The organism is uncultured Nostoc sp. (genome assembly GCF_964245445.1).
Classification (GTDB): domain Bacteria; phylum Cyanobacteriota; class Cyanobacteriia; order Cyanobacteriales; family Nostocaceae; genus Nostoc.
In genome coordinates this window covers 1-3,932 of the sequence record NZ_CAXTNE010000445.1, presented here as the reverse complement: position 1 = coordinate 3,932, position 3,932 = coordinate 1, and the positions used below count along the sequence as shown (strand labels likewise).

The window sequence follows — 3,932 nt, the reverse complement described above, 5'->3', positions numbered from 1 at the left end:
GTAGTACGGAGTCGAGTAAGTAAAATTTTGTCTAGCGATCCAGAACTGGAGGTGGTAGGAGTCGCGGCTAACGGTCGCATTGCCCTTGCCAAAATTTCCCAAGTTAATCCTGATGTGATTATCCTGGATATTGAGATGCCGGAGATGGATGGTTTGCAAACCCTGTCCGCTATTCGACAGATGTATCCACGTTTACCAGTGATTATGTATAGTACCTTTACACGCAGTGGAGCGATCGCAACGCTGGAAGCTCTTTCTTTAGGGGCTTCAGACTATGCCACAAAACCTAGTAACTTAGGAAATGTAGAGGCAGCAACCCAACATATTCAGGATGATTTAATTCCTAAAATTAAGGTATTTGCTACATCTTACACACCAAGCACAATTACCCATCCAGTTATTTTTCCCGTTGGTAGCGATATACAGCAGGTGGAGGTTGTGGCAATTGGGGTTTCTACCGGAGGCCCAAATGCTCTGGCTGTAGTACTTAGGGAGTTTCCAGCAGATTTATCAGTACCGATTTTGATTGTGCAACACATGCCGCCAATGTTTACGAAACTACTAGCTAAACAATTAGCTTCCAAGTGTCAGATCCCAGTAGATGAAGCGGTTTCTGGACAAATACTAAAACCAGGACATGCCTGGATTGCACCAGGAGATTTTCATCTAATTGTGCAACGCGAGAAAACTGGAGTTCAACTTGTCACCCATCAAGCATCGCCCGAAAATTCTTGTCGTCCTTCAGTCGATGTACTGTTGCGATCGGTTGCACAGGTTTATGGTGCTGGGGCCATCGCAGTTATCCTTACGGGTATGGGGCAAGATGGGTTGCATGGCTGTCAGTGCATACGCGAGGCGGGTGGACAGGTACTTGCACAAGATAAAGTTACTAGCGTTGTGTGGGGAATGCCTAGTTTTGTAGTTAATGCCGGGCTTGCTAATAAAATTCTTCCACTTAACCAAATCGCATCTGAAATTATGCAGAGAATTCGTTTCAATCAAATTCCTTTTTCAGACCTGTAATGACACAGATTATGGGTGTAAGCACTACTGATTTTGAGTATCTTCGGGAGTTAGTTCATCATCATTCAGCAGTTGTGTTGTTTGGTGATAAAACCTATTTAGCAGAGTTACATTTGCAGCCAATTATCGAATCGGCAGGATTTGCTTCTATCGCTGATTTGGTTACTTACTTGCGAACTCACCCGTTTAATAGTCTTCACGTCCAGACAATCGAGGCGCTAGTCACTAACGAAACCTCATTCTTCCGTGATAGCCACCCTTTTGAAGCACTGAAAAAATACATCCTACCAGAGTTAATTAAACAACGACAAATTGAGCGATCGCTCAACATTTGGTGTGCTGCCTGCTCCAATGGACAAGAACCTTATAGCATCGCCATACTAATTCATGAACATTTTCCCATGTTTAGTAATTGGTCTGTAAAATTAATTGCGACTGATTTTTCTACTAAGGTTTTAGCGCGTGCTTGCGAAGGGCATTATAACCAACTTGAAATGAAGCGTGGACTACCTAAAAATATTCGCGATTGCTACTTTCAAAAGCTAGATACTGACTGGCAAATAAAGGAACAAATCCGCCAGATGGTTGATTTTCGTCAGTTGAATCTTTTGCAATCTTGGTCATCTCTGCCGCAATTCGACGTTATTTTTTTACGGAATGTTTTAATCTACTTTGATGTTGTTACCAAGAAAGCATTGCTAAAAAAGATCAAGCAGCAATTAAGACCAGATGGCTACTTGTTTCTGGGTAGTGGTGAAACAACTATCAGCTTAGATGAATCATTCAAGCGGGTTTTATTTGACAAAGCTATCTGCTATCGATTGCACAATCCTGAAGTTAAAATTGTCGATTGAGATAAAAATCAGCGAACTGCTGTTTTCCGACATTCCCCTCATAATCATTAAGGGTTTTGACAAAATATTGAAAGTCACAAGTTATACCAATTTAAAATTCACGCATTCAAAATTCAAAATGAATAAAACTAGATATCACAAGGGTTTGAGAGTGTATATCTGTAGCATTTTTTTTTAATTGGTATTACATACTACATGTTAATGAAAATGCCCCGAAAGGTTACTTTAATTAAATATAACTATAAAAGGAGTTAAAAAAAGCGTATCTTTTTAACTCCATTTTCCTATTTACTTTCAGGTTTTCATCTGAAAATTCTGAAAAAACTTCAAAATTTCAGCAGCTTTTTTACATCTCCCCAAACTCCCTTTCAAGAACTGTACTTAACATATCAAAATACCGTGTAATAACCTGATAATCAAGGGGTATAAAAAACATCCTACTTTTCCACCTTTCTTACTTTCTCTCCTGTAATTTTTTCCCACACATGGGTAATTTGCAAAACATAGTTTCGGTCATATTTTAATTAATAAAAAACTCGACCGAATTACTGTAATTTACTTGAGTGGGTCGTGTCCCCAATTTTTTAAAGAGTAGCACCAACGTGTGTGTTCTAAGTCGCCCGATGGCTGCTGCGCCAGATGACGGTGGACGTAACTAACAACTTTCTTCATGTGCGAAACGTCATCGTCTGTATAGTCATCTTTTTTCTGCAATAGCTGAATGATACGCCGCCCAGATTTATGGCCGATTGACTCATCGTCACCATCCTTTTGCCCCACAGTTTGCGACTCATCCGTATCTAGCCAAGACTCTAGTTCCTTGGGTGTCATATTGACAACTTGATGAAAATCGGCAATCACGGTTTTAACATCTTTGCTCATGATTAACTATTACTCCTCTACTTTCTTGAGAGCATCAGGCTTGTGAGCAGCTTGTTTTCCTGTCTTATCACTTTCAACTAAGTACTCAGGATTATCTTCACTTGCAGCAATATGGTGTTCTTTTATATCTGTAGGTGAAGTGAGTTTCTTTACTACTTTGCCAGTTGTCTTGCCTTGTGAAGTGTTCCATTCAACCCGATCGCCCTTTTTGAATTGTTCAGCCACATTCATCTCCTGTTGGATGTTTTATACCTACTAAGGTCACATTATGTCTGCGACTGGAAAAGCAGCCATCATTCTAGTGATAGAGAAAACATCCGTTATTAAGCCAGTAATTTAATTAGGTGTAAGATGAAAAAATTAGGCGATCGCTACAAGCAGCTTGATAAAAAAGCTGTGCCGCAGCTACGCCCGTCGTAGACATTGCTTGATAATAAAGAGAGATTAAGCAGATTTTCAAAAAACTCTCAATGAGCCAGACTAGCCTAAATTTAGTTGCAATATCTATCTTTCTGATGACTCTATCGGTACTGTTGGGGCCATTCTTAAACTTATCCCCGGCAGTACCTGCACTTGCTACCTTCGCTATTTTGGGAATAGCCACTTTTGACAGTTTTAGCTTGCAAGGCAAGGGTGGTACTATCTTTTTAGATTGGATTGCTGGATTTTCAAGTGAACACCGCGATCGCATCGTCCACCATGAAGCAGGGCATTTCTTGGTTGCTTACCTGTTAGGTATTCCCGTTACCGGCTACACCCTCAGCGCATGGGAAGCCTGGAAACAGGGGCAACCTGGGCAAGGTGGCGTTAGCTTTGATGACGGCGAATTAGCATCTCAACTAGAAGTGGGTAAAATCAGCGCCCAAATGCTAGACCGCTACTGCACTGTTTGGATGGCGGGTATTGCTGCTGAAACCCTAGTTTTTAATAATGCTGAGGGGGGAGGCGATGATAAAAATAAGCTGATAGGAGTCTTGACAATTTTGGGATTTTCTGAATCAGTTTATCAGCAGAAACTGCGGTTTCATACCCTCCAGGCAAAAACCCTACTGCAAGAAAATTGGTCTACCTACGAGACTTTAGTTAATGCTATGCGACAACGCACTTCGGTAGAAGATTGTCATGCCCAGTTAAGAGTAAGAGGGGAGTAAGGAGTGGGGAGTGGGGAGGTAG

Annotated in this window: 5 protein-coding genes; 3 read left to right on the top strand and 2 right to left on the bottom strand. The window is 41.1% G+C overall.

What is annotated here, in order from left to right:
• Together ACFE90_RS36915 and ACFE90_RS36910 are read left to right on the top strand one after the other, a co-directional pair.
• The coding region (locus ACFE90_RS36915) for a chemotaxis response regulator protein-glutamate methylesterase (RefSeq protein WP_375507196.1) at nt 1-1,023 on the top strand (1,023 nt) is incomplete at its 5' end.
• Complete coding sequence (locus ACFE90_RS36910; protein ID WP_375507195.1) at nt 1,023-1,877, top strand: CheR family methyltransferase; 855 nt, start codon at nt 1,023-1,025, stop codon at nt 1,875-1,877. The genes ACFE90_RS36915 and ACFE90_RS36910, both read left to right, overlap by 1 nt.
• A gap of 555 nt (nt 1,878-2,432) precedes the next feature.
• Here the strand turns inward: ACFE90_RS36910 and ACFE90_RS36905 are convergent.
• Together ACFE90_RS36905 and ACFE90_RS36900 are read right to left on the bottom strand one after the other, a co-directional pair.
• The gene (locus ACFE90_RS36905; protein WP_375507194.1) at nt 2,433-2,759 is read right to left on the bottom strand and encodes a DUF3140 domain-containing protein; all 327 of its coding nucleotides are present in this window, start codon (nt 2,757-2,759) and stop codon (nt 2,433-2,435) included.
• Nucleotides 2,760-2,768: 9 nt separating this feature from the next.
• On the bottom strand, nt 2,769-2,984 hold the full coding sequence (locus ACFE90_RS36900) for a DUF2945 domain-containing protein (protein WP_094348753.1): 216 nt from the start codon (nt 2,982-2,984) through the stop codon (nt 2,769-2,771).
• 245 nt (nt 2,985-3,229) lie between these two features.
• On the opposite strand from ACFE90_RS36900, the gene ACFE90_RS36895 reads away from it, so the two are divergent.
• Nucleotides 3,230-3,910: an ATP-dependent Zn protease gene (locus tag ACFE90_RS36895; RefSeq protein WP_375507193.1), complete on the top strand. Its 681-nt coding sequence runs from the start codon at nt 3,230-3,232 to the stop codon at nt 3,908-3,910.
• Nucleotides 3,911-3,932 lie beyond the last annotated feature (22 nt).